This is a genomic window from [Mycobacterium] manitobense, assembly GCF_025821665.1.
Classification (GTDB): domain Bacteria; phylum Actinomycetota; class Actinomycetes; order Mycobacteriales; family Mycobacteriaceae; genus Mycobacterium; species Mycobacterium arseniciresistens.
In genome coordinates this window covers 1-2,507 of record NZ_JACKSJ010000172.1, presented here as the reverse complement: position 1 = coordinate 2,507, position 2,507 = coordinate 1, and the positions used below count along the sequence as shown (strand labels likewise).

The following is a 2,507-nucleotide window of genomic DNA, read 5'->3' as shown; positions in this document are numbered from 1 at the left end:
CGACGGCCGCCCGCGCGACCGCGTCGACGGTCGCCGCATCCCGGCAGCCCGTCCTGCCGCCCGCCATGCCGACCTCGACGCACACGTCGACCGGCCGGCCTGCCGAACCGAGCGCCGCGGACATCGCCTCGACGCCGCGCACCGAGTCGACCCAGCAGACCAGGCCGAAGTCCGGGTCGGCGTCGAGTTCGGCGCCCAGCCACGCCAACCCGGCCGCATCGACCAGCTCGTTGGCCAGCACCATCCGCCGCACCCCGAACGCCCGGAACACCCGGACCTGGCTGATGGTGGCGACGGTGACCGCCACCGCGCCCGCGTCGAACTGGCGGGCCAGCAGCTGCGGAGCCATGTGCGTCTTCCCGTGCGGCGCCAGCTCGACACCCCGTCGGCGGCACCACCGCGCCATCGTCACGAGGTTGTGGGTGAGCGCCGACGCGCGCAGCACGCACACCGGTCCGACCGCGCCCGCGGCGAACAGATCGGGGGTGCGGCGACAGATCTCGGCAGGACGCAGACCCCACCACGGCGCGGGGATGCCCTTGAACCGCCAGTCCAGTGGTCCGTCGGACAGGGCGGCCACCCGCTGCGCGTCGATTTCACCGGTCATTTGTTCATTTAAGCTGGCACCTCGTGATGGCAGCCGATGACCGCCCCGACGCGGAGCACGACGGACCCGACCTCCCGGAGCAGTTCCGGATCCGCCAGGCCAAGCGGGAGCGGCTGCTCGACGAGGGCCGCGATCCCTACCCGGTGGTGGTGGCCCGCACCCACACCCTCGCCGAGGTCCGTGCGGCACACCCCGACCTCGCCGCCGACACCTCGACCGGTGAGATGGTGGGCGTCACCGGCCGGGTGGTCTTCGCCCGCAACTCGGGCAAGCTCTGCTTCGCGACGCTGCAGGAGGGTGACGGCACCCAGCTGCAGGCCATGGTCAGCCTGGCGCAGGTGGGCCAGGAGTCCCTCGATGCGTGGAAGGCCGACGTCGACCTCGGCGACATCGTCTTCGTGCACGGCGAGGTGATCAGTTCGCGTCGCGGGGAGCTGTCTGTGCTCGCCGACAGCTGGCAAATGGCATCCAAGGCTTTGCGGCCGCTTCCCGTTGCCCACAAGGAGATGAGCGAAGAGGCCCGGGTGCGGCAGCGGTACGTCGACCTGATCGTCCGGCCCGAGGCGCGCACCATCGCCCGGCAGCGCATCGCCGTGGTGCGTGCGGTGCGTTCGGCGCTGGAGCGCCGCGGCTTCCTCGAGGTCGAGACGCCGATGTTGCAGACGCTGGCCGGCGGCGCCGCGGCGCGCCCGTTCGTCACCCACTCCAATGCGCTCGACGCCGATCTGTACCTCCGTATCGCGCCGGAACTCTTCCTCAAGCGGTGTCTGGTAGGTGGATTCGAGCGGGTCTTCGAACTCAATCGAAATTTCCGGAACGAAGGCATTGATTCGACGCATTCGCCGGAATTCGCGATGCTCGAGACTTATCAGGCCTACGGTGACTACAACGATTCGGCCGTGGTGACGCGTGAGCTTATTCAGGAGGTCGCCGACGAGGCGATCGGCACCCGGCAGGTCCCATTGCCCGATGGCGATGTCTACGACCTTGACGGCCAATGGGACACGCTGGAAATGTACCCGTCGCTGTCGGAGGCCCTCGGCGAAGAGATCACTCCGCAGACGCCGGCCGAGACCTTGTGGTCGACGGCCGACCGGCTTGGTGTGGAGATTCCCCGGGACCGGGGCTACGGCCACGGGAAATTGGTGGAAGAACTGTGGGAACACACCGTTGGCGAGACGTTGTGGGCGCCGACCTTCGTGCGCGACTTCCCGGTGGAGACAACCCCGCTGACCCGGCCGCACCGCAGCGAGGCCGGGGTGACCGAGAAATGGGATCTCTACGTCCGGCGCTTCGAACTCGCCACCGGATACTCCGAACTCATCGACCCGATAATCCAGCGGGAAAGGTTCCTGGCCCAGGCCGCCGCGGCCGCCGCCGGTGACGACGAGGCAATGTCACTCGACGAGGATTTCCTCGCCGCTTTGGAGTACGGCATGCCGCCCACGACCGGCACCGGAATGGGTGTCGACCGGCTGTTGATGGCGTTGACGGGACTGTCGATTAGAGAGACGGTTCTTTTCCCCATAGTTCGCCGGCACGGTGGTTGAGCGACCGGGTATACCGGTTCGTTTAATGACGTACACTGCGAGCACATAACTGTTGTGGTCGAGAGACGAACAACTCGTCAATGCGCAGGCAGAAGGGTCAGTGTGAGCTGATGGCTAAGAAGGTGACCGTCACTTTGGTCGACGATTTCGACGGTTCGGGTAACGCCGACGAAACGGTCGAATTCGGCCTCGACGGGGTGAGCTACGAGATCGACCTTTCTGCGAAGAATGCGAAGAAGTTGCGCGAAGACCTGAAGCAGTGGGTCGAGGCAGGCCGTCGCGTCGGCGGCCGCCGCCGGGGCCGGTCGGCGGGCGCGATCACCCGGTAGCGGTCGGCGATTGCGGGGATC

General features: G+C 67.5%; 2 protein-coding genes and 1 pseudogene. 2 read left to right on the top strand and 1 reads right to left on the bottom strand.

Annotated elements, in window-relative coordinates; all coding sequences use genetic code 11:
* Positions 1 to 607 (bottom strand): alanine racemase (locus H7I41_RS20380; protein WP_264014434.1); only part of this gene is annotated, 607 nt, incomplete at its 3' end.
* Between the two features lie 26 nt (positions 608 to 633).
* On the opposite strand from H7I41_RS20380, the gene lysS reads away from it, so the two are divergent.
* Both lysS and lsr2 read left to right on the top strand, forming a co-directional pair.
* A complete protein-coding gene (gene lysS, locus H7I41_RS20375) occupies positions 634 to 2,157 on the top strand; it encodes a lysine--tRNA ligase (RefSeq protein WP_264014433.1) in 1,524 nt (507 codons plus the stop codon).
* Positions 2,158 to 2,267: 110 nt separating this feature from the next.
* A pseudogene (lsr2, locus tag H7I41_RS20370) lies at positions 2,268 to 2,483 on the top strand (histone-like nucleoid-structuring protein Lsr2); the annotation flags it as partial.
* Between the last annotated feature and the right edge of the window lie 24 nt (positions 2,484 to 2,507).

Excerpts from the sequence above, each read along its gene's own strand:
- lysS (WP_264014433.1), top strand. The coding sequence starts at position 634 with ATGGCAGCCGATGACCGCCCCGACGCGGAGCACGACGGACCCGACCTC.